Genomic DNA, 23158 nt, shown 5'->3' with positions numbered 1-23158 from the left:
CGACAGGCCCACCCGACATTCGTCGGGCGGGCCTGGGATGAAGCGAGACCGCCGACTACGAGATGTAGGCGGCGAGGTCGGCCTCGAGTGCGGGCTTCGGCTTGGCGCCGATGACGGTCTTGACGACCTCGCCCTTCTCGAACACCTTGAACGCGGGGATCGCGGTGATCTGGTACTTCATCGCGAGCCCGGGGTTCTCGTCGACATTGAGCTTGACGATGTCGAGCTTGTCGGCGTGCTCGGTCGCGATCTGGTCGAGGATCGGGCTGACGGCGCGACACGGGCCGCACCATTCGGCCCAGAAGTCCACGAGCACGGCCTTCTCGTTGTTGAGGACCTCCTGCTCGAAGGTGGCCTCGGTCACTGCACGTGCAGTCATTGCGTTCTCCTTAGGTGAAGATGGTGAAGATTTCGATTCCGGATGCCGCGGCGCAATGCCTGCGGCGATCGCGTGCCGCCCGTGGCGGCGGGCGACGATCAGGTGATGACGGCGAACTCGGTCTCGAGCACGGCCTCGGCAGCGTTCTCGTTGCCGAGTGCTGCGAGGTAGTGCTCGGCGTCGAGCGCGGCGGCCGCGCCCGAGCCGGCGGCGGTGATCGCCTGGCGGTAGTGCGGGTCGACGACGTCGCCCGCCGCGAAGACACCGGGTACGGAGGTCTTCGAGGTGCGTCCCTCGAGCGCGATGGTGCCCTCACTCGTGAGGTCGAGCTTGCCGTGCACGAGGTGCGTGCGGGGGTCGTTGCCGATCGCGACGAAGAGGCCGTCGAGGGGGAGGTCGCGTTCGGCGCCCGTCACGGTGTCGCGCAGCGTGACACCGGTCACGGCGGTTTCACCGAGCAGGCGAGCCACTTCGGCGTTCCACACGAACTCGATCTTCTCGTTGTCGAAGGCGCGCTGTTGCATGATCTTCGAGGCCTTGAGGCTGTCGCGGCGGTGGATCACGTAGACCTTGTCGGCGAAGCGGGTGAGGAACGTCGCCTCCTCCATCGCCGAGTCGCCACCGCCGACGACCGCGATCGTCTTCTGGCGGAAGAAGAAACCGTCGCACGTCGCGCACCACGACAGGCCGTGGCCCGAGAGCACCTCTTCCTCGGCGAGACCGAGCTTGCGGTACGCCGAGCCCGTCGCGTAGATGACGGCGGCAGCTTCGTGCTCGTCACCGTTGCCCAGCTTCACACGCTTGACCAGGCCGTCGAGTTCGAGCTCGACGACGTCGTCGTAGACGACCTCGGTGCCGAATCGCTCCGCCTGCTCCTGGAGCTTCGTCATGAGCTCGGGACCCATGATGCCCTCGGGGAAGCCGGGGAAGTTCTCGACCTCGGTCGTGTTCATCAGCTCGCCGCCGATCTCGACCGAACTCGCGATGAGCAGGGGTTTCAGCTGCGCGCGGGCGGCGTAGATCGCGGCCGTGAAACCGGCCGGGCCCGAGCCGATGATGATGATGTCGCGCAAAGCCGCTCCCGTCGTTACTGGTGATTCGCAGCATTCAACGAATCGGATGCCACGAGATGCTCAACACAGTCTAAGCGGCGACTATTCCGGCGACGGTTCGACGACCAGCGTGTGACGGATGCCTCGTGGTCGGGGTCAGCCGCGGTCAGCCGCGGCGCAACCGACTCACGAGCGGCTCGGCGAACCCGCGCAGCTCGGGCGAGCGCAGCATCCAGAGCATTGCGAAGTAGACGACGCTCATCGAGGCGCCGATGATCGCCATCGACAGGATCGCGCTGAAGACGCTCGAGAACGCGTAACCGTCGAACGAGGTTCCACCGAGCGCCCAGAGCACGGCGAGGCCGACGATCACGGGCAGCACGAGCGCGAGAGCCGACCGGCCGTAGGCGATGAAGATGCGGCGGCCGTCGAGCGGCCCGATGCGCCGGCGCAGCAGCACGACCGCGAGGATCGCCTGGATGGTGCCTGCGACCGTGATGACCACGGCGATGCCGAACGCCACCCAGGCGCTGGGCAGAGCGATGCAGGCCAAGGTGCCGGCGATGATCAGTACGACCTGCGTGAGGGTGATGAAGAACGGCGTCTTCGTGTCACCGAGCGAGTAGAACGTGCGCTGCACGACGAAGAGCACGCTGAACGGGATGAGGCCGACGAGATAGGCGAGCACCAGCGCTCCACCGGCGAACACGAGCGGTTCGACCGACGAGAACACACGGGCGAAGAGGAAGGCGCACACCATGAGCACCGCTGTGGCGAGCATCAGGATCACACCGACCCCGCGCACCGCGCTCGAGAGGTCGTCGCGGACCTTCGGGAGGTCGTTGGTCGCGGCGTGCTCGCTCATGCGCGTGAAGTAGGCGGTGGCGATCGACACGGTGATCACGGAGTGCGGCAGCATGAAGATCAGCCACGCAGTCTGCTGCATGCTGACCGACGCCTCGTCGGGCGATGCCGCGGAGACACCGACGACGGAGGTCTCCACGAAGCCCGCGATCGTCGTGAGCAGCAGCATGCCGAAGGTCCAGCTCGCGACGCCGGCGGTCGACCGCAGCCCGACACCGCGCCAGGCGAAATCGGGGCGGTATCGAAGCCCTGCCCGGCGCCAGAACCAGAACAGCACAAGGGCTTGGATGGCGACGCCGAGCGTGGCACTGCCGGCGAGGAGGGCGATCATGCCCGGCGACCACTCGCCGGCGGTGTGCAGACCATCGGGATCGGAGCCGAAGACGAACGCGAAGACGGCGAGTCCGGCGATGGCGACGACGTTGTTCAGCACCGGCACCCACGTGAAGGGACCGAACACCCGCTTGGCGTTCAGCACTTCGCCGAGCAGCGAATACACGCCGTAGAAGAAGATCTGCGGCAGGCACCAGTAGCCGAACGCGACCGCGAGTGCGAAGACACCGTCGGTCAGACGCCAGCCGACGAGCGCCGTCAGCAGCGGCGTGAGCAGTGTCGCGACGAGCGCCGCCGCCGCGAGGATCACGAAGCCGAGTGTCATGATCTTGTTGATGTAGGCGACTCCGCCGTCGCGATGTGCCGCGGAGCGGACGATCAATGGCACGAGCACCGCGCTCAGCACGCCGCCGGCGACGACCGCGTAGATCGTGTTCGGCAACTGGTTCGCCACAGCGAACGCGTTTGCGCCGGCACCACCCGCACCGATGACGGCGGCGAGCAGCGCCGCCTTCACGAAGCCGAGGATGCGGGAGACGATCGTTCCCGAGGCGAGGAAGGCGCTCGCACGCCCGATGCGGTCGTCAGCCATCGCGGCGCTCGTCGTCGGGTGTCGCTTCCGTGGTCGGGCGTGGTGTCTGGTCGGCTGCCGCTTCGGCGCGCTTCTTCCGAAGGCGACGGATGTTGCGCCAGATGCCGACCCCGAAGAAGACGACCACGATGATGCCGATGATCGCGGCGCCGAGGCCCTCCCAATCGGCCTGCACGTTCGCGGGGATGACGACCGGGTTGCCGATCGCGACGCCCTCGGGCGAGGTGAGCGACACCGTGAGATCGACCGATCCGCTGCCGATGCCGGCCGCCACGGGAACCGTCGCGGTGGTGCGCGATTCGGGGGCGATCGTCACGGTGACCCGGTCTTCGACGATCAGGCGGCCGTTGGAGGGCGCGACGTCGACGACGACCGTGACGGGATACGGCAGGGCGTTGAGGATCGTCGTCGGCACGCCCGTCTCCGACGAGACCACGTTGATGAGGCTGCTGGGCACGACCGAAACGGCATCGAGGGTGCGCCGCTGCGCGACGAGCCACTCGCCGACGGCCGTGTCCCACGCGCTGCGGTCGGCCAGCCACGCGACGTCGAGCAGGGCGAGGGCGTTGCGCCGCGTGGGGTTTGCGAGCACGGTCGGGTCGTCGAGCACCGTCGAGAACGCGGCGATGTTCGCTTCTGTGCGGATGATGCGGTCGACGTTGTCGATGCGTTGCTGGTCTTCGGGCTCATCGGCGAGCGTGCGGGCGACCGGCGGTGCTCCGACGACGTCGGCGAACGAGGCGGGTATGGCCAATGGGCTCGCGGCGAGTTCATCGAGCGTGGCCGCGACGCGGGACGACTGCGTGCCGGCCCCGCGTGCGAGGGTCGCGAGCAGCGCCGACGGGCGCACCTCGGACGCGTCGATGAGCGCGAGTTCGGCGAACAAGCGACCGGTCGCGGCGCGCCACTCGGTCTCGCTGAGCGCCCCGGTCGCCTCGCGCAGCGGTGGCGTGAGGCGCGAGTCCGCCACGACGGCGCCGGCACCGTCGACCGTCGACGCGGCGCCCGCCCATTGCGCATCGGGCACGACGTTTCCGGCGGCGAGGATCGAGGTGGTGAGGCCGACGGCGCTGAGATATGCGAGGTCGCCGGTTGCGATCGTGTCGTCGGCCGGCCACGCGATGTCGGTGCGGGTGTACGGCCAGGCCAGCAGTTCTTCGGCGGTCGGCACCGTGCCGTCGACCGGCGTCGTCGGGGTCGGCGTCGGGCTCGCGCTGCCGCCGGTGCCGCCGGCGCCGTCGTCGCCCGAGTCGTCATCGGCGTTCGGCTGCCCCTCGGCAGGGTCCGGTGCGGTGAAATCCTCTGGGTCGAGCACGTCGGCGAAGCCGGTGGGCGTGAGCAGCGCGGGCACGCCGAGCTGCGCCTGCGCCGCGACATCCGCATCTGCATATGCGAGCGGGAACATCTCGTTCGGCAGCCCCGCGAGGCGGTCGAGCCAGGCCCGCGCCGTCGCCGGGGCCGAACTGCCGAGCGCACGGATCGACGCGATGATGCGCGGGTCGACCGCGATCGTCACCGGTCGGCCGGCGACGGCGTCGAGCTGCCGCGAGAGCAGCCCGAACGGCGAGGTCCAGGTGGCGAGGTCGTCGGCGCTCAGCAACCCGTCCGACGACGGAGGAACCGTCAGCGGGTACGCGATCGCCAGTGCTGCCGAGCTCACGGCCGGCAGGGCGGAGTTCGCGAACACCTCGGCGCTCGTCGCGACGAGCGTGTCGCCGACGAGCAGATCGGCGCCGAATCCGAGCACCGGTGAGTCGTCGATGGCGTCGACCGCTTCGGGCGGCAAGGTGAACGTCACTGCTTCGACCGCGCCGGGGGCGAGCGCCGTGGTCGCGGTCTCGGCGAGCGTCGTGCCGTCGACGGCCACGGCATCGATCGAGGCGGTCTGCGCCGTCCACGCGTCGACCTCGGCGGTGTCGTCGATCGTGTCGTCGGAGCGCACGAGGCGCACGGTGCCGGCCGCGACCGGTTCGGTGCTCGCGTTCTCGACCTCGACCTCGATCGTGATCGTCGTGTCGGGAGCGATGGTCGTCGTGGCCGTCGGCGCGACGCGCAGCACGACGCCGCCCTCGGTGTCGACCGTGTTCGAGGCGACCCCGACAGCCGTGCCGCTGACCGCCGTGCCGCCGCTCGCAGCGCTCGCAGTGAGCGGAGCGGACCCCAGCACCGCGAGGGCGGTGAGCGCAGCGCCGAAGACCCACCGGGCGCTCTTCGTCGATTCGACCCGTGAGCACCGGCGGCGCGCAGGGTTCGACTCGGGCACCATGCTGGCGATTCTACGGCGTGGCGCCCGCGCGTTCGCCCCGTGTCCACAGGCGCGGCTCGCCCCGTGTCCAGAGGCGCGGCTCGCCCGGTGTCGCAGCTGCGACCGGTCGAACCCGACGCGCTCCGGGTTCGCCCGTGCCGAGGCATCCGACCCCTGCCTTTAACATGGTGGGCATGCAGAGTGTCGCGACGGCCCTCGACCGGCTGGGCGAGCTGGCGGCTTCGCCGACCGTTTCGCGACTGGCGGCGGCGTTCGAGGCGGCCGGCCACGAGCTCGCCCTCGTCGGCGGCCCGGTGCGCGACGCGTTCCTCGGCCGGTCCGGCAACGACCTCGACTTCACGACGGACGCGACGCCCGAGCAGATCCTCGCGATCGTCAAGCCCATCGCCGAGGCCCACTGGGACATCGGTCGCGCGTTCGGCACGATCGGCGCGAAGATCGCGGGTGAGACGGTCGAGATCACGACGTACCGCGCCGACGCCTACGACGGCGCCTCGCGCAAGCCCGAGGTCGTCTTCGGCTCGAGTCTCGAAGACGACCTCACCCGACGCGACTTCACCGTCAACGCGCTCGCACTGCGACTGCCGAAGCTCGAGCTCGTCGACCCGTCGGGCGGCATCGAAGACCTCATGGCGCAGATCCTGCGCACACCTGCGGCCCCCGAGCAGTCGTTCGGCGACGATCCGTTGCGGATGCTTCGTGCCGCGCGCTTCTCGTCGCAGCTCGGGTTCGAGATCGAGGCCGCAACCGCCCAGGCCATGACCGACCTCGCGGCTGAGATCGACCGCATCTCGGCCGAGCGCGTGCGCGACGAGCTGACGAAACTGCTGCTGAGCGAGGCGCCGCGCCGCGGCATCCGGCTGCTCGTCGAATCGGGCCTCGCCGAACGCGTGCTGCCCGAACTGCCGGCCCTCTCGCTCGAACGCGACGAGCACCACCGCCACAAAGACGTCTACGAGCACAGCCTCACGGTGCTCGACCAGGCGATCGAGTACGAGCACGAGCGCGGCGTGCTCGACTCCCCCGACCTCGTCGTGCGTCTCGCGGCGCTGCTGCACGACATCGGCAAGCCCGCGACCCGCAAATTCGAGGCGGGCGGCGCAGTCAGTTTCCACCACCACGACGTCGTCGGTGCCAAGCTCGCCCGCAAGCGGCTGCGCGCGCTGCGCTTCGACAATGACACGATCGCCGCGGTCTCCCGCCTCATCGAGCTGCACCTGCGCTTCTTCGGGTACACCGATGCGGCGTGGAGCGACTCGGCCGTGCGCCGCTACGTGCGCGATGCGGGCGACGCCGTGCAGCTCGAGCGGCTGCACATCCTCGCGCGGTCGGATGTCACGACCCGCAATCGCCGCAAGGCCGACCAGCTCGCCTTCGCCTACGACGACCTCGAGGAGCGCATCGCCGTGCTCGCCGAGGAGGAGGAGCTCGCCGCCGTGCGCCCCGAGCTCGACGGGGCCGACATCATGCGGCTGCTGGGCATCGCGCCCGGCCCCGTCGTCGGTGAGGCCTACCGGTACCTGCTCGAAGTGCGTCTCGATGAGGGCCCCATCGGGCCGGATGCCGCGACCGAACGCCTGCTCGCCTGGTGGGCCGCCCGCGGCGCCTGACCTGCCGCCGCGTCGCGCCGCCTCCCCGCCTCCCCCCGCACCCCTCGTCCTTCCGCCGAGTGTTAACGCACGGTGCCGAGTGTTGTCGGTGCGGCGCGTCTGGCACCGGTGACCGTTAACACTCGGCGGCGGCCGACTCGTCCTCCACTGGCGCGATCGAGCGCGTTCCGTCCACAGATCGTCGGCGCATGGCATCCATGCGCATCATCCACACGACGCTGAGGGGATGGACGAGTTCCAGATTCGACGCGTGTCGATCCTCAAGCCGACACCGATGTGGCCGGGGCCGGCGGCGGGCGACCCCATCGCGACCGAGCGCGTTCGTCGGGGACTGTATGTGCCGAGCGCTGACTGGCCCTCGCGAGAGCGCGAGGCGCGCCACTTCATCAGGATGCAGGCGGTCGTCGCCGGCATGGCGCGTCAGCCCGTCTTCTCGCACCGCTCGGCGGCGGTGCTCTGGGGCATTCCAGTCATCGGCGACCTCGGCGCCGTGCACATCACTGCCGCAGGTCGGATCGGAGTGCGATCGCAGCGGGGCATCGTCTGGCACAACGATGCGATCGACGACGATGACATCGTGATGCTCGACGGATTCGCCGTGACGGGTCTCGAGCGCACTCTGCTCGACCTGGCATGCAGTTCCTCGTTCGCAGCCGGGGTCGCCGCCGTCGACTTCGCGCTGCGCCCCGTCTTCGTGACGCCGCTCGGTACGCCGGCGCGAGGCGTCGACGTCGACGCGCTCAGCGAGCGAGCGGATGCCTCGGTCGGTCGCCGCGGCATCCGCCTGGCCCGCTCGGTCATCGCGTTCGGGGACGCACGCTCGGACTCGCCCGGTGAGTCGGTGAGCCGCGCGAACATGCACGTGATGCGGTTTCCCGCTCCGGATCTGCAGGTCGCCTTCCGGCGCGCTGGCGGCGGACACGACATCGTCGACTTCGATTGGCCCGACTACGGCGCGTTCGGTGAGTTCGACGGTAAGATCAAGTACACCGACCCCCGCCATATGAACGGCCGGAGCCTCGAGCAGGTGCTTCGTGACGAACGCGAGCGCGAAGCCCGGATCCGTCGGCATCGACCCAACCCGATCCGCTGGGGATGGGATGTCGCGCTCAACCCGTCGCGCCTTGCACGGCGACTCATCGATCACGGTCTACGCCCGCTCGCGGGGTGATCGGCGTGTGCCGGGGTCGAGTGCGCCGAGTGTCATGCGCCGAGTGTTAACGGTGCGCCCGGTCGGATGCCCGGGGGCGGCAACACTCGGCGGCCAGCGTTAACACTCGGCGAAGTGGGTGAGGGGGTGGGTGGGTGAGGGGGTGGGTTGGCCGTGCGAGGGCGCGTAGAGGGGCGGGGCGGGCGGATGGCGCGGGCGCGAGGCATCCGCTATGCTGTCAAGGTTGCCCATGTGCCGCGATTGTGCGGCCTCCATGGCGTGACGTATGCACAACCCTCCTGCTGCAGAGATCCTGTAGCCGTTTGAGTCCGAAGGAGGTGGGTTAGTCATGCACCAATACGAGCTGATGGTTATCCTCGATCCCGAGATCGATGAGCGCACCGTTGCTCCCAGCCTTGACAAGTTCCTCAACGTCATCCGTAATGATGGCGGCACCGTCGACAAGGTCGACATCTGGGGACGTCGTCGTCTGGCGTACGAGATCAACAAGAAGACCGAGGGCATCTACGCCGTCGTCGACTTCACCGCCGAGTCCAAGACCACCGATGAGCTCGACCGCCAGCTGAACCTCAGCGAGGCCGTCATGCGCACCAAGGTCCTCCGCGCCGAAGAGGCGATCGCTCAGGTCGCCGCACACCAGAAGGCCCAGGAGGCGAAGGCCGCCAAGAAGGCCGCCGCCCAGGCGAAGGCCGGCGCGAAGGCTGCAGCTCCTGCTGCCGCTGTCGCCGCCGCCCCCGCTGCCGCCGTCGCCGCGGCTCCCGCCGTCGCCGCGGCTCCCGCCGCGGCCAAGAAGGACGACTAGTCCTCATGGCCGGCGAGACCATCATCACCGTGGTGGGCAACCTCACTGCAGATCCCGAGCTGCGTTACACGCAGAACGGCCTCGCGGTTGCCAACTTCACCATCGCTTCCACTCCTCGTACGTTCGACCGTCAGGCGAACGAGTGGAAGGACGGCGAAGCGCTGTTCCTGCGCGCGAGCGTCTGGCGTGAATTCGCCGAGCACGTGGCCGGTTCACTCACCAAGGGATCCCGGGTCATCGCTTCCGGGCGTCTCAAGCAGCGTTCCTACGAGACGAAGGAAGGCGAGAAGCGCACCACCATCGAGCTCGAGGTCGACGAGATCGGCCCGAGCCTGCGCTACGCCACCGCGTCCGTGACTCGCGCACAGTCCAACCGTGGTGTCGGCGGCGGGGGCGGCTCCTTCGGGGGCGGCGCCGGTGCCGACGAGCCGTGGGCACCCAGCGCACCCGCAGCAGCAGCCCCCCAGGGTGGCGGCGGCGGCGGAGACGTCTGGAACACCCCTGGTACGAGCTACGGCGACGAGACCCCCTTCTAACATTCAGCTGGGTTTCGAGACGGCGCACTGCGCCTCTTCGACCCGCACTCATCAGACAGGAAAGACAATGGCTGGAAAGTCGAGCGGCGATCGCCGCAAGCCGACCCGCGGGAAGGGCGCGAAGAACGCTGCCCCGGCGAAGTCCATCAAAGTCGGAATCATCGACTACAAGGACGTCGCGACCCTCCGCAAGTTCATCTCCGAGCGTGGAAAGATCCGCGCCCGCCGCATCACCGGTGTCTCCGTGCAGGAGCAGCGCCTGATCGCCCGTGCCGTCAAGAACGCACGCGAGATGGCCCTTCTGCCCTACTCGGGCTCCGGCCGTTAAGGAGCACGACAATGGCTAAGGTAATTCTCACCCACGAGGTCACCGGCCTCGGCACGGCCGGCGACGTCGTCGAGGTCAAGAGCGGTTACGCTCGCAACTACCTCGTTCCCCAGGGCTTCGCTGTGGCGTGGTCGCGCGGTGGCGAGAAGCAGGTCGAGCAGATCAAGGCGGCTCGCGCCGCTCGCGCTCTGCACTCGCTCGAAGACGCACAGGCACTCAAGGCCAAGCTCGAGTCGGGCAAGGTCAAGCTGGCGGTCAAGGCCGGCACCGGCGGCCGCCTGTTCGGTTCCGTCAAGACGGCGGATGTCGCGGCTGCCGTTTCGACCGCCGGCCTCGGCGAGATCGACAAGCGCAAGATCGAGATCACGTCGCCCATCAAGGCCACCGGTGACCACGAGGCCACGGTTCGTCTGCACGACGAGCTGTCGGCGACGATCACCCTCCAGGTGGTTGCAGCGAAGTAGTTCGCAGCACACGCACGAGAGCGGCGGTTCGGGCTTCGGCCCGGGCCGCCGCTTCGTCGTTTCGGAGGTGGTTCTCCGCCAACTTGCGTACACCCGCGGCGGTGCTCTGCGCAAGTCGAGATCGGCGTTTCCTGTGATGGTTGTACACAGGTCTTCGCACAGGTCGGGTGGATGTGGAAAGAAGTTTTCCCCCACAGGTGTGAATAGATGAAATACCTGATCAGATTAAAATTCAACCTGTGTAATTCACCGAGTTTCCACAGTTATCCACAGGCGTACTGCACACATTCCACGGCGTTTCGCCCAGTTTGTCCCCAGAGTTATCCACAGGCTGGCTTGTGGAGTGCACAGGGCCTTCTCTATCGTGAAGCAGCGTCCCTTTCCACCCGTGTGCACTCCCGGTCGACCAGCCATGTCGGCGGCCTCGGAGACACTGTGTGGTGGGCGCGGGTCGCTCGCCCGCTCGAGCCGAACCGGAGGTCTTGAAGTTGTCGATCGCGCACATCGGGCTCGCTGAACCGGCTGACGACGGCGACGCCCGACGGGGCGAACGGGTTCCGCCGCACGACCTCCTCGCCGAGCAGAGCGCACTCGGCGGCATGATGCTCTCGAAAGACGCCGTCGCCGACGTCATCGAGACCGTGCGCGGCATCGACTTCTACGTGCCGAAGCACGAGGTCGTGTTCAACGCCATCCTGACCCTCTACTCGCACGGCGAGCCCACCGATGTCATCGCCGTCACCGACGAGCTGACGAAGACCGGCGATCTGCAGCGCGCCGGCGGCGTCGAGTACCTGCACACGCTCACGAGCATCGTGCCGACTGCGGCGAACGCGGGCTTCTACTCGTCGATCGTGGCCGAGCGCGCGATGCTGCGCCGTCTCGTCGAGGCGGGCACCCGCATCGTGCAGATGGGTTACCAGGGCGAGGGCGAGGTCACCGACCTCGTCAACAACGCCCAGGCCGAGATCTACGCCGTGACCGGCTCGGTCGAGACCGAAGACTACGTGCCGCTCTCAGAGGCCGTGACCGTCGCGATCGACGAGATCGAGGCTGCCAAGCACACCGACGGCAAGTTCACCGGCGTGCCCACGGGCTTCGCCGACCTCGACGACCTGACCAACGGGTTCCACCCCGGCCAGATGATCATCGTCGCCGCCAGACCCGCCATGGGCAAGTCGACGCTCGCGCTCGACTTCGCCAGGGCCGCGTCGATCACGAACGATCTGCCGTCGGTCTTCTTCTCGCTCGAGATGGGCAAGAGCGAGATCGCCATGAGACTGCTGAGTGCCGAGTCATCCGTACCGCTGCAGATGATGCGGAAGGGCACGGTCGATTCGCGCGACTGGACCACGATCGCTTCGACCCGCGGTCGCATCAACGACGCGCCGCTCTATATCGACGACTCCCCCAACATGACCCTCGTCGAGATCCGCGCGAAGTGCCGCCGGCTCAAGCAGAAGGTCGGGCTGAAGATGGTCGTCATCGACTACCTGCAGCTCATGACGAGCGGCAAGCGCGTCGAGAGCCGTCAGCAAGAGGTGTCGGAGTTCTCGCGTGCCCTCAAGCTGCTCGCGAAAGAGCTGCAGGTGCCCGTCATCGCGCTGTCGCAGCTGAACCGTGGACCCGAGCAGCGCGCCGACAAGATGCCGGCCATCAGCGACCTGCGCGAGTCGGGCTCGATCGAGCAGGACGCCGACATGGTGATCCTGCTGCACCGCGAGAGCGCCTACGAGCGCGACAGCCCCCGCGCCGGCGAGGCCGACCTCATCGTGGCCAAGCACAGGAACGGCCCGACGCGCACCATCACCGTCGCGTTCCACGGGCACTTCTCGCGCTTCGCGGACATGGTGCAGGGGTAGCAGCAGTTATGACGGGTGACTGACTAGGTTGTCTTAGCGCCACGTAGATTGTCCCGTTTGGCGATTGGGACAACCTAGATGGCGGAGCGTGGCGGTGAGCTCGATGTAGGTTCTCAGTGAAGGGGCAGACTCTCAGATGGGGAGCGCGACTGATCCGCACCGGCGGGAACCACAGGCCATATGAACGATGCGCTGACGGCAGAGGACGAGCCCGAGGAGTTCAGGCGACAGCGTGCCTTCTTGATGGAGAAGGCGCCACTGCTCGCTGAGGACTTCCTTCGTGCCGCGCGCGAGAGTCGTCAAGCCCGTCTTCCGCGCCGTCACCAAGCACGGAACGATCCGTGATGTGCCGCTCTCCGGGCAGACCGTCAACGATGTGGTGCAGCGACGCATCGCCGCCGTCGGTATCGATGCCTCAGGCTTCGGGGCGCACTCGCTACGAGTGGGATTCATCACACAGGCCCTCGCGATGGCGCGACCCATCAGGAAGTTGCGTCCCAATCCGGACACAGCGATCACAACCACATCGAGCGATACGCCCAGGATGACCGACAGGCCATGAACGACATTAGCGAACGGATGAACCCGTGACCTGGCCGCTGCACAGGAATCTTCACCGCCCCTTGCGAAAGTCGAGATGATGATGGCCAACCCGCGCGTGCTCGTAGTGCTCGACGTCGACGGCACCATCAGCCCTTTGCCGCTCGGCGACGGGCCTCGTGAGCCGATGTGGGTCACCCCCGTAGCCGAGCCCGTGCTTGCGGCGCTCCATGAGCTGACCACCCGACCCGACGTCATGCTGGGATGGACGACGAGCTGGCGACCAGGCATGCTCCGATGGCTCGTCAACGAGCGCCTGGGTAGTCGATTCGAGGCCCCATACCTGCCGGACGAGGACGACTGGGATCGAGGCTGGCGAGCCCGTTCGATTGTCAAGACGGTCGCCGCTACTGGCGTCGAAACCGTCGTCTGGATCGACGACATGGCTGTGCGTTCGACGTTGATGCGAGGTCTGGCGCGCGCCGGGCTCGAACCAGCCGTGCTCGTGATCCGGCCCGACAAGTACACGGGCGTGACATTGCGACAGGTGCGTCACGCTGCCCGATTCATCGACAAACAGCGGCGGCCAGATTGACGCTCAACTGGACGGTGACGTTGATCTCGCCACCCTGTGCTGTCAGTTCAACGACGTCGACAACGACGACGAACCGGTCATAGATGACCGCGAGGTTGCCGGTCCCTTCTCGTCGAGCGCCCCGGTGATTGCCACCGGTTCGCGGTAGTCGTCAGCTGCGAGCAGGATCGAGGACACGATCCGCACTGCATAGCTGCTGCCTTATCCGCTGCCTCGTCCGACAGGGGGAGCATGCCGCAGCAAGCGCTTCCAGATCTGGACGCGCCCAAATAGATGTAGTCCTTGACGCGGGCGCCGTGGTGCTGTTGTATCGGTTTAGTAAACGTGCACCTTCGCGGCCGAGGACGCACATCGGACAGAGAAGTCAGGATGGTTACGCATGTTGAAGTCCAGATCGCGGGCACAATCAGCAGCTCGCATTCGTCGCTCCATCGCCTCAGCCGCGGGTTTCGCTCTCGTAGGCGGCGTGCTCGTCGCACCGATGGCAGCCACTCCCGCATACGCCGATCCGCCGCCGTCCCCCGGCCCGCTCGCTGAGGGCGACGTCATCTACCAGGTGCTCGTCGACCGATTCAAGGACGGCGACGCCACCAACAACGACCAGGGTGCTGGTGAGTACGACCCCGACGACCTCGGCTTCTACCACGGCGGCGACTGGGCCGGGCTGACAGACGAGCTCGACTACATCGCCGACCTCGGCGTCACGGCCATCTGGCTCTCGCCGGTATCCCAGCAGCAACCGCTCTCGCGCGACGGTCTCGAGGCGAGCTATCACGGCTACTTCACGAAGGACTTCGCGACGCCGAATGAGCACTTCGGCGACACCGCGGAGCTGCAGACCCTCATCGACACGGCACACGGCCTGGGGCTGAAGATGATCCTCGATGTGGTGCCGAACCACACTGCCGACTACCTCGCGGGGACGTCGACGACGTACTCGCCGAGCACCTACAAGCCGGCGAGCCCGCTCGACAACTCCTCCTATTTCCACCACAACGGTGACTGCCTGTTCAACGGCCTGGAGACGCAGACGCAGATCGAAAATTGCGACCTCGGCGGGCTCGACGACCTGGACCAGTCCAACACGACGGTGTCCAACTACCTGATGACCACGTACAAGGACTGGGTCGACCTCGGCTTCGACGGCATCCGCGTCGACGCGGCACGCTCCGTGCCGAAGCCCTGGCTCGAGGACTTCGAGACTGAGATGGGCGTGCCCACCTTCGGCGAAGTCTTCGTCGGCGACGTGGACTACGTCTCTGAATACCAGGACTACGAGTGGGGTGTGCTCGACTTCCCATACTTCTTCACCGTCCGGGAGGCGTTCTCAGCTGACACGAACATGAACGCCCTTGGTGACCTCTTCGATCAGGACTACAAGTATGCCAAACCGAACCGGCTCGAGACGTTCTTGGACAACCACGACCGGGCGCGCTTCCTCACCTGGGCGGACGACAATTATCAGCGACTCCGGTCGGGGCTGACCTTCCTCCTGACCAGCCGCGGCGTCCCCGTGATCTACTACGGCACCGAGCAGGCCGACGACGGCAACGGCAACCCGTACGAGGTGCCGATCGCCAACAAGGACAATCGCAAGGACATGACGAGTTTCGACCAGACGTCGAACCTGTACAAGCACATCCAGCGGTTGACCACCATCAAGAAGGCCTACCCCGCTCTCAAGGTCGGGACCCAGCGGGAAATGTGGTCGGACACCAACGTGTACGGGTTCTCCCGTCGCGTCGACAGCACCGGAGCCGAGGCGATCACGATCTCCTCGAACTCGTGGACGACGCAGAACCGCACGATTCCGCTGCGAGCGGAGAGCTCGATCGCGGTCGGCACAGTGCTCACCAACCTCATGAACACCAGCGACACGGTCACAGTCACGTCCGGAGGCGCCACCGGCAAGCAGATCACGGTGAGCATGGGCGAACACGAGACGAAGGTCTACGCACCTGGCACACCGGTGTCGACGTACAGCCCAGAAGCGCGCAACACCACCAAGATCCGGGTGCACTACAACACCGGTCTGGGCCACTCGATCACCATCCGCGGCGACGAGTACCCGTTCACGTGGACGGACGGTCGCGGCGCTCGAAACGTGGCTACCGATATCTGGGAGTTCGAGCTCGAGCGCATCCCAGACGGCGAGACCTTCGAGTTCAAGCCCCTGATCGACGACGTCACCTGGTCGACCGGCGGCAACTACTCGGGCACCGGCGGAGACGTGATCGACATCTATCCGACCTTCTAGGCCCAATCGACCCCGTCCGGGCGGCGTGGCCGCAACCGACGCCGCCCGGACGGCCCCGAACAGAATCAGGACAACCCGATGACACCAACCCTCGCGGCACACACCGCCGGCCCAGGGAACCCATTCATGGACGCATCCCGCACGGAGCGGATCGTGGCTCCCTCCACAGCCACACGCTGGTGGGAGGACGCCGTCGTCTACCAGGTGTACGTGCGCTCCTTCCGAGACAGCAACGGCGACGGAATCGGAGATCTCCCCGGCATCCGGTCGGCGCTCCCGGACCTCGCCTCGCTCGGTGTCGACGCCATCTGGCTGAACCCGTGCTATGCGTCGCCGCAGCGAGACCATGGCTACGACATCGCCGACTACTTCGCGATCGATCCTGCATATGGCGAGGTGGACGACCTCGCGCGACTGGTCGAAGACGCGCACGCCCGTGGCATCCGGGTCCTCATGGACATGGTCGCGAACCATTGTTCCGACCAGCACGACTGGTTCAAAGCAGCGTTGCTTGCAGCCCCGGGAAGCCCAGAGCGGGAGCGCTTCATCTTCCGAGACGGCCGGGGTGCCGACGGAGCCCAGCCGCCGAACAACTGGCAGAGCGTCTTCGGCGGGTCGGCATGGACGCGCATCATCGAGGCGGACGGTCGACCCGGACAGTGGTACCTCCACGCGTTCGACCGCGCGCAGCCGGACTTCAACTGGAGAAACCCGGAGGTGGCCGCATACTTCGACGAGGTGCTCACGTTCTGGTTCGGACTTGGCGTGGACGGCTTCCGGATCGACGTGGCGCACGGACACGTCAAATCCGTCGAACTCGCCGACTGGCCCGGCGCCGAGGACGGCTCGGGCGGCCACAACTACGACATGTGGGACCAACCCGAAGTGCACGACATCTTCCGTTCATGGCGCGCGATCGGCGACCGTCATCCCGAGCCGAAGTACTTCGTCGGAGAGATCTGGGTCCCGTCGGTCGAACGGCTCGGCGCCTATCTCCGCCCCGACGAGCTGCACCAGGCGTTCAGCTTCGAGCTACTCGTGCAGCCGTGGGACGGCCCTCGCCTGCGTGCCGCGATCGAGACCGGGCTGGCCACCGCTTCGGCGGACGGCGGCGCGCCGGCCTGGACGCTCTCGAACCACGACGTGCACCGGACGGTGACCCGGTACGGGCAGGAGCAATCGCTCGACGCACTGGAGCCCACCGACATGATCGCGGCGGCCCGCCGCCGCGGAACAGTGGACCTCGACCGCGGCATTCGCCGGGCACGCGCCGCGGCGGCGCTCCTGCTCGCACTCCCCGGGACCGCGTACCTGTACCAAGGGGAGGAACTCGGTCTCCCCGAGGTGCTCGATCTGCCCGACAGTGCGAGGCAGGATCCGATCTGGCTGCGCTCTGCTGGACGCGAGCTCGGCCGAGACGGATGCCGCGTTCCTCTGCCGTGGGCGGCCGGAGAACCGAACTTCGGCTTCACTCCTCAAGGTTCCGCAGCGCCGTGGCTCCCCCAACCGAACTGGTTCGAGGCCTTCGCCGCCGACACGCAGCAGGACGACCCCGACTCGACACTCCACCTCTACCAGCGACTCGTTCGGCAGCGCCGGGAACTCTTCAGAGGTTCCGAATCAATGACATGGCTGGAGACCGGCGACCCGCAGTTCCTCGCATTCACGCGAGGTGGCGGGGCATGCGTCGTCAACCTTGGCGTCGAACCGGCGATGATCCCCTCGGAATGGGGCCTCGGCCCCGTCATCGTGTCCACGGCAACTCCCGCGGGCGGCAGCGATGTCGTCCCGGTTGACAGCGCGGCTTGGTTCGCGCTCAGCCCCGCGCGTGCAGATGCGGCTGCCCACGCGACCCCCGGAGCCGGCTTCGGCTCACCAGCACCAAACCTGCACACCGCGGCGCAGTAGCGCCGCTTCATACCCAAGGAGCAATGATGCACCGCAGAACACTCACCATCGCCGCGATCGGCGCAGCCGCCGGACTGCTCGCGCTTTCCGGCTGCAGCGCCGCCGGAGACGACGGCGGCGGTACCACAGAAGTGACCGTGTGGCACTACTGGGACGGCACCAACGCCGACACCTTCGACGCCATGGCGGAGGAATACAACGAAGCCCATCCCGACGTGAAGATCAGCACGTCGAACGTGCCGAACGCTGACTTCCTCACCAAGCTGCGAGCCTCGGCGACCTCGAAGACGCTCCCGGACATCGCGATCGGCGACCTCGTCTGGGTGCCGCAGATCGAACAGATCGGCTCGCTCGCCGATCTCTCCGACCTCCTTCCGGAGTCCACGATCGCTGACATCAACCCCGCGCTCACCTCGTTCGGGACGATCGACGGAAAGCAGGTCTCCGTCCCGGTGTCGGCGAACAACCTCGCCTACATGTACAACAAGACGCTCTTCGAAGAAGCCGGCCTCGACCCGGAGCAGCCCCCGACGACGTGGGAGGAGCTCATGACTGCGGGCAAGGCGGTCCTCGACAAGACCGGCAAGCCCGGCTACGACCTGTTCACGCAAGCCGGCGACAACGGGGAAGGCCTGACCTGGAACTTCCAGGTCAACCTCTGGCAGGCAGGGGGCGAGTTCCTCACCGAGGACAACTCCGCGGCCGCGTTCAACACGCCCGAGGGCGAGAAGGCGCTGCAGTTCTGGGTCGACCTCATCGAGTCCGGCGTGAGCCCGTACGCCAAGTGGGGCGAATTCGAGAAGGGTCAGGGCGGCTCCGCGCAGGAAGGCTCGTGGATGGTCGGCATCTGGGCGGCGGACCCGCCCTTCGATTTCGGGGTGGGCAAGGCCCCGTACCCCAGCGACGGAGTCCCCGCGACCAACCTCGGCGGCGAGCAGGCGATGGTCTTCGACAACTCAGACGCAGAGTCGAAGGCAGCCGCAGATTTCCTCGCCTGGTTCCTGGAGCCCGAACAGGTCACGAGCTGGAGTGAGACGACGGGCATGCTCCCGGTCACGAACTCCGTGGCCACGAGCAGCGACTACCTCGACTGGGTGAACACCACCGAGCCGCGGCTACTGCCGTACGTCGAGCAGATGGCCGACGCACACGCCCGTCCGAACACCCCCCTGTACCCGAAGATCTCCCTCGCCTTCGCTCAGGAGATCGAGACAGCGCTGAGCGGCCAGGCGAGTGTCGAGGACGCCCTCACCAACGCCGAAAAGGCCGTCAACGACGTCATCGCGAACGGCTGACACGATCCGTGACAATGACTAGCACCACCCGTCCGGGACGCGCGAGCGTCCCGGGCGGGCCCCCCCGAGCGACCCGAACGGACAAACCGCGTCGGCAGCGCCGCTATGAGCGCGAGCAGATCCTCACCGCGGTTCTCTTCCTCCTGCCCGCCCTCGCGGTGATCGGCGTATTCGTGCTCTACCCGATCGTCTCCGCCGGCTACATCAGCCTGACCTCCTGGAACGGGTTCGACCCGGTGAAGGAGTTCGTCGGCCTGGACAACTACATCCGCCTCGCCCAGGACCCCGAGTTCTGGAACAGCCTGTTCGTAACGTGCATCTACGCGGTCGGCGTATGCCTCCTCTCGGTCGCGTCCGGCCTCACCATCGCCCTGCTCCTGGATGCACCGCTCCGCGGTCGCGGCTTTTACCGCGGCGTGTACTTCCTTCCGGCAGTGACGTCCTCCGTCGCCGCCGCGATCGTGTGGAGATACATGCTCGATCCGGCCGGCCTGGTCAACGCGCTGCTCGCCCAGATCGGTATCGAAGGGCCGAATTGGCTGCAAGATCGTTGGCTCGCGCTCGGCGCTCTGACGTTGCTCACCGTCTGGAAGAATCTGGGATTCAATGCCGTGCTCTACCTGACCGCGCTGCAAGCGCTCCCGCAAGGCGTCTTCGAAGCAGCACAGCTCGACGGGGCCAACATGACCCAACGACTCCGCTTCATGACCATCCCCCTGCTCGCGCCGATGACCTTCTTCGTCGTGGTGCAGGCGCTCATCACCAGCTTCCAAGCCTTCGATCTCGTCTACGTGCTGACCGGCGGTGGCCCGCAGGGCGGCACCGAGGTTCTCGGCATGCTCATGTACCGGGAAGCGTTCCGGCTCGGCGACTTCGGCTACGGCACCGCGATCGCGTTCGTCACCCTGTTCCTCGTGCTCGGCGTCACGCTCGTGCAGTGGCGCGCGTCCGGATCCGGAAGGTCGTCACTCCGATGAATCCACATCGCAGACTCGCGTTCGGCCGGCACCTCATCCTCATCGTGGGAGCGGGATTCGTCGTCGTCCCGTTCCTCTGGATGTTCACGACATCGCTGCAGACACGCGCCGAGACCTACACGAACACGTCGATCCTGCCGACCTCATGGCACTGGGAGAACTACGTCCAAGCGTGGAACGCGGCACCCTTCGGCCAGTACTACCTGAACAGCATCATCATGGCCGTCGGGATCGTGACGGGACACCTCGTGCTCGACGCCCTTGCGGCATACGCGTTCGCCCGGCTCGACTTCCCGTTCAAGAACACGATCTTCGTGATCCTGCTGGCTGCACTCATGGTCCCGACGTTCGTGACGATCATCCCCGCCTACGCGATCGTCGCCGACCTCGGCTGGATCGACAGCTACGCTGGTCTCATCGTGCCCCGCCTGGCAGATGTCTTCGGAATCATCCTGCTCCGCCAGTACTTCGCCTCGATCCCGTTGGAACTCGAGGACGCGGCACGTATCGATGGATGCAGCCGCATCGGCACGTTCTTCCGTATCATCGTGCCGCTGTCCACCCCGGCATTCGCCACGCTCGGCATCTTCAGCTTCCTCTTCGCCTGGAACGACTTCCTCTGGCCGCTCCTCGTCACGAACACCGACGAGGTACGCACGATCCAGATCGGGCTCGCATCGTTCGTCGGACGCTACGGGACGAGCTGGAACTACCTGATGGCCGGGACCCTCACCGCGACGATCCCGAGCATCGTCGTCTTCCTCTTCTTCCAGCGCGCACTCGTGCGCGGAATCGCCTCGACCGGATTGAAAGACTGATGCCGACACCCGACTGGCTCGCCGACGCGACCTTCTACCAGATCTTCCCCGAGCGCTTCGCCAACGGCGACCCCACGCTCGACCCGCCAGGGGTCGAACCCTGGGGTGCAGAACCGACGCGCGAGAACTTCTTCGGCGGTGACTTCGCAGGCATCACCGAGCATCTCGATCACATCGTCTCGGTCGGCGCGAACGCGATCTATCTCACCCCGATCTTCGAGGCCGACACGAACCACCGGTACGACGCGAAGGACTACTTCACGATCGATCACCGACTCGGCGACCTCGACGCCTTCCGCCGCTTCCTCGACGCCGCCCACGACCGCGGGATCCGGGTCGTGCTCGACGCCGTGTTCAACCATTGCGGCGACGGCCATTGGGCGTTCCGTGACGTCGTCGAGAACGAGGCCTCATCCGAGTACGTCAACTGGTTCTCGGTCGAGGGCTTCCCCGTCACCCCCCATCCAACACCGAACTACCGCACGTGCTCGGGCTGCTATTACCTGCCGAAATGGAACGCATACAACCCCGAGGTGCGCGCGCATCACTATTCCGTCGCACGGTATTGGATCGGACAGGGCATCGACGGCTGGCGCCTCGACGTCCCGTACTTCATCAACCACACATTCTGGCGAGGCTTCCGTGACGTCGTCAAGGGCCTCGGCGACCAGTTGTACATCGTCGCCGAAGAGTGGCGCGACCCGGCGGAGTGGCTCCAAGGCGACCTCGCCGACGGCACGATGAACTACACACTCCGCGACCTCGTCCTCGGGTTCACCGCCGATGGCACGATTGACGCGCCGGCCTTCGCCGGGGGAATGAACGACCTTCGTGCCCGCATCCCCGACGGGTTCCACTTCGGCATGCTGAACCTGCTCGGCAGCCATGACACGGAGCGGCTTCTCACTCGCCACGATGGCAATGTGCCCGCCGCGCTCCGGGCGTATGCGCTGCTGTTCGCCGCCGAGGGCGCTCCGATGCTCTACTACGGCGACGAGATCGGGTTGACCGGAGAGAACGATCCCGGATGCCGCGGCACAATGCCGTGGAGCGAATCGGAATGGTCGCACGACCTCCTCGACGGCATCCGTTCCTTCAGCAGGGCGCGGGCGGAGCATCCGGTTCTTCGGCGCGGAGCCCAGGAGGTCCGTGCATTCAACGGCGATACTGTCTTGATGATCAGGCGAGCAGAGGAAGGCGCTACCGCGGTCGCGATCGTCCACCGCGGGGACGGAGCCCGCATTCCGATCGCGGCGTTACCCGAAATCGCCGCCGATCGCGTGTGGCGAGTCGTTGCCGGCGATGCGACACTCACCGAGGACGGTTCCCTCGTGCTCGGTGCCGGTGGAGTCGGCTACCTGAACGCGTCCACGAACGAGGCACGGCCATGAAGAACCGCAGAGTGACCATGCAGGACGTCGCCGACCGTGCGAACGTGTCGAAGACTGCCGTCTCCCTCGCATTCAACAACTCGAATCGGCTTGCGGAGGCCACGGTCAAGAACATCCTCGAGGCCGCCGCCGAACTCGGCTATTCGGGGGATCCTGCCGCACGGATGCTTCGAACGCGCCGCACCGACAGTCTCGGGCTGCTCCTTCCTCAACAGCTCGACAAGGTGCTCGAGAACCCCTACTACACGCAATTCCTTCAGGGCATCGGACAGACGTGTCAGCGCGAGGGATTCACTCTCTTGCTCGCACCACCTCTGCGCGGCTCGATGCTGAAGACGATCCCGTACGCAGCGGTCGACGGGTTCATCGTCAGCGGGCTCGAGCACGATCGCGGCGAGGTGAACGCCCTCCGACAACGAGGCATCCCATTCGTCCTCGTCGACAGCGAACTCCACGACGACGTTCCCTCCGTGGAGATCGACGACAGTGAGGGTATGGAGGAACTCCTCGGGCATCTCCTCAACCTCGGCCACCGCCGCATCGCGATCGTGGCAATCGAGACGGGAACCGAGGGTGGATACAGAAACTGGCGGGGCCCGGTTCTTCGCCGGATGGAAGGCGCGATGGCCGCTCTCGCGTCACGAGGGCTGACTCCCGACAGCGACGGAATTACGGTGCTCGAGGTGCCGTGCACGCGCGCAGGAGGGGCTGCGGCCTTCCACCAACTCTGGGCGCGAACCGAACGCCCGACCGCGATCGTCGCCTTCAGCGACATCATCGCGCTCGGCGTCCTCGACGCAGCCCGGGACGCGGACGTCGCCGTTCCCCAAGAGGTCTCGGTGACCGGCTTCGACGACCTCGCCGAGGCGAGCTGGTCTGCACCCTCGCTGACCACGATTCGGCAGCCGATAGAGACCAAAGGCCGCCTGGCAGCGGAGTACCTCGTCGAATCGATCGCTGCTGCCAGCGCCATCCGGGATCATCATCAGCGCTTGCATACGGCGCTCCTCGTGCGCGATTCAACCGGTCCCGCACCGGGGCGCTGATAGGTCGGTCGCCGACGGGAGTACGAGCGACGTCCTCGCTGAGGACTCCCCGCTCGCGATCGAGGCTGTAAT

At 66.8% G+C, this 23158-nt stretch carries 19 protein-coding genes and 1 pseudogene; 15 read left to right on the top strand and 5 right to left on the bottom strand.

The annotated features are described in order from the left end of the window. Positions 1–55 precede the first annotated feature (55 nt). The 4 genes from trxA to ACWGST_RS07685 form a co-directional block, all read right to left on the bottom strand. Positions 56–379, bottom strand: a complete 324-nt coding sequence (trxA, locus tag ACWGST_RS07700; RefSeq protein WP_056007113.1) for a thioredoxin — start codon at positions 377–379, stop codon at positions 56–58. A 98-nt stretch (positions 380–477) separates the two neighbouring features. Further along, a complete protein-coding gene (gene trxB, locus ACWGST_RS07695) occupies positions 478–1452 on the bottom strand; it encodes a thioredoxin-disulfide reductase (protein WP_452046074.1) in 975 nt (324 codons plus the stop codon). Positions 1453–1597: 145 nt separating this feature from the next. Next, entirely contained in the window at positions 1598–3220 is a 1623-nt protein-coding gene (murJ, locus tag ACWGST_RS07690) for a murein biosynthesis integral membrane protein MurJ (protein WP_452046073.1), read from the bottom strand. Continuing rightward, positions 3213–5486: a DUF6049 family protein gene (locus ACWGST_RS07685; RefSeq protein ID WP_452046072.1), complete on the bottom strand. Its 2274-nt coding sequence runs from the start codon at positions 5484–5486 to the stop codon at positions 3213–3215. The genes murJ and ACWGST_RS07685 overlap by 8 nt, the downstream gene beginning before the upstream one ends. A 173-nt stretch (positions 5487–5659) precedes the next feature. Between ACWGST_RS07685 and ACWGST_RS07680 the strand changes: the two genes are divergently transcribed. From ACWGST_RS07680 to dnaB, 7 genes and pseudogenes are all read left to right on the top strand, one after another. Next, entirely contained in the window at positions 5660–7096 is a 1437-nt protein-coding gene (locus ACWGST_RS07680) for a CCA tRNA nucleotidyltransferase (protein WP_452046071.1), read from the top strand. Between the two features lie 226 nt (positions 7097–7322). Further along, positions 7323–8267: a hypothetical protein gene (locus tag ACWGST_RS07675; protein ID WP_452046070.1), complete on the top strand. Its 945-nt coding sequence runs from the start codon at positions 7323–7325 to the stop codon at positions 8265–8267. A 328-nt stretch (positions 8268–8595) separates the two neighbouring features. Continuing rightward, a pseudogene (gene rpsF / locus ACWGST_RS07670) lies at positions 8596–8958 on the top strand (30S ribosomal protein S6); the annotation flags it as partial. A 116-nt stretch (positions 8959–9074) separates the two neighbouring features. Next, positions 9075–9605 (top strand): single-stranded DNA-binding protein, encoded by a 531-nt coding sequence (locus ACWGST_RS07665; protein ID WP_452046069.1) that lies wholly within the window; start codon positions 9075–9077, stop codon positions 9603–9605. 67 nt (positions 9606–9672) lie between these two features. Then, complete coding sequence (gene rpsR, locus ACWGST_RS07660) at positions 9673–9933, top strand: 30S ribosomal protein S18 (RefSeq protein ID WP_108596462.1); 261 nt, start codon at positions 9673–9675, stop codon at positions 9931–9933. A gap of 11 nt (positions 9934–9944) precedes the next feature. After that, positions 9945–10397, top strand: a complete 453-nt coding sequence (rplI, locus tag ACWGST_RS07655; RefSeq protein WP_452046068.1) for a 50S ribosomal protein L9 — start codon at positions 9945–9947, stop codon at positions 10395–10397. Positions 10398–10885: 488 nt separating this feature from the next. Then, complete coding sequence (gene dnaB, locus ACWGST_RS07650; protein ID WP_452046078.1) at positions 10886–12259, top strand: replicative DNA helicase; 1374 nt, start codon at positions 10886–10888, stop codon at positions 12257–12259. 132 nt (positions 12260–12391) lie between these two features. On the opposite strand, the gene ACWGST_RS07645 is transcribed toward dnaB, so the two are convergent. Continuing rightward, a complete protein-coding gene (locus tag ACWGST_RS07645; RefSeq protein ID WP_452046067.1) occupies positions 12392–12910 on the bottom strand; it encodes a hypothetical protein in 519 nt (172 codons plus the stop codon). On the opposite strand from ACWGST_RS07645, the gene ACWGST_RS07640 reads away from it, so the two are divergent. The 8 genes from ACWGST_RS07640 (at position 12897) to ACWGST_RS07605 (ending at position 23086) form a co-directional block, all read left to right on the top strand. Beyond that, positions 12897–13394 (top strand): HAD domain-containing protein, encoded by a 498-nt coding sequence (locus ACWGST_RS07640; protein ID WP_452046066.1) that lies wholly within the window; start codon positions 12897–12899, stop codon positions 13392–13394. The two genes, ACWGST_RS07645 and ACWGST_RS07640, sit on opposite strands and share 14 nt — an antisense overlap. Positions 13395–13875: 481 nt before the next feature. Next, a complete protein-coding gene (locus ACWGST_RS07635) occupies positions 13876–15651 on the top strand; it encodes an alpha-amylase family glycosyl hydrolase (protein ID WP_452046065.1) in 1776 nt (591 codons plus the stop codon). A 153-nt stretch (positions 15652–15804) separates the two neighbouring features. Then, the gene (locus ACWGST_RS07630) at positions 15805–17559 is read left to right on the top strand and encodes a glycoside hydrolase family 13 protein (protein WP_452046064.1); all 1755 of its coding nucleotides are present in this window, start codon (positions 15805–15807) and stop codon (positions 17557–17559) included. A 26-nt stretch (positions 17560–17585) separates the two neighbouring features. Next, positions 17586–18854: an ABC transporter substrate-binding protein gene (locus ACWGST_RS07625; protein WP_452046063.1), complete on the top strand. Its 1269-nt coding sequence runs from the start codon at positions 17586–17588 to the stop codon at positions 18852–18854. A 14-nt stretch (positions 18855–18868) separates the two neighbouring features. Then, positions 18869–19831: a carbohydrate ABC transporter permease gene (locus ACWGST_RS07620; protein ID WP_452046062.1), complete on the top strand. Its 963-nt coding sequence runs from the start codon at positions 18869–18871 to the stop codon at positions 19829–19831. Beyond that, entirely contained in the window at positions 19828–20649 is an 822-nt protein-coding gene (locus tag ACWGST_RS07615) for a carbohydrate ABC transporter permease (RefSeq protein ID WP_452046061.1), read from the top strand. The genes ACWGST_RS07620 and ACWGST_RS07615 overlap by 4 nt, the downstream gene beginning before the upstream one ends. Next, on the top strand, positions 20649–22040 hold the full coding sequence (locus ACWGST_RS07610; protein ID WP_452046060.1) for a glycoside hydrolase family 13 protein: 1392 nt from the start codon (positions 20649–20651) through the stop codon (positions 22038–22040). The genes ACWGST_RS07615 and ACWGST_RS07610 overlap by 1 nt, the downstream gene beginning before the upstream one ends. Beyond that, a complete protein-coding gene (locus ACWGST_RS07605) occupies positions 22037–23086 on the top strand; it encodes a LacI family DNA-binding transcriptional regulator (protein WP_452046059.1) in 1050 nt (349 codons plus the stop codon). Before ACWGST_RS07610 ends, ACWGST_RS07605 begins: the two co-directional genes overlap by 4 nt. Positions 23087–23158 lie beyond the last annotated feature (72 nt).

Source organism: Agromyces sp. NPDC055520, assembly GCF_053619715.1.
This window is presented reverse-complemented; position numbering and strand designations above follow the sequence as displayed.